The organism is Pseudomonas sp. SIMBA_068 (assembly GCF_046534705.1).
GTDB lineage: Bacteria > Pseudomonadota > Gammaproteobacteria > Pseudomonadales > Pseudomonadaceae > Aquipseudomonas > Aquipseudomonas putida.
Genome location: NZ_JAWRYI010000496.1, coordinates 1 through 272, shown reverse-complemented (window position 1 = coordinate 272; position 272 = coordinate 1). Strand labels below are relative to the sequence as shown.

1 protein-coding gene is annotated in these 272 nt (G+C 64.3%); it reads right to left on the bottom strand.

Annotation, left to right across the window (positions count from 1 at the left end; all coding sequences use genetic code 11):
• Positions 1–272: TIGR04211 family SH3 domain-containing protein (locus tag SB756_RS30110; protein WP_410913240.1), on the bottom strand; the 272-nt coding region annotated here is incomplete at both ends.

Here is a 272-nt window from a genome sequence, read left to right as displayed (position 1 = left end):
CTGCACGCGGTTCTTCCAACTGTCATCGATGCTCTTGAGCTGCCCGGACAGGTCCGCCACTTGGGCATCGAGCTGCGGCAGCCGCTCGCCCTGGCCAGGCACGTCCTGCAGGTCGCTGCTGAGGATCCACACCAGGTCACCATTCTGCCCGCGTACCTGGCTGTAGCTGCCTTGGCTGCCGACCAGAGTCAGCTTTTGCCCAGACTTGAGCGTGCCGACAATGCGGTGGCCATCGGTCGGCCCGCTGCGCACATAGGTACTCAGGCTGTCAC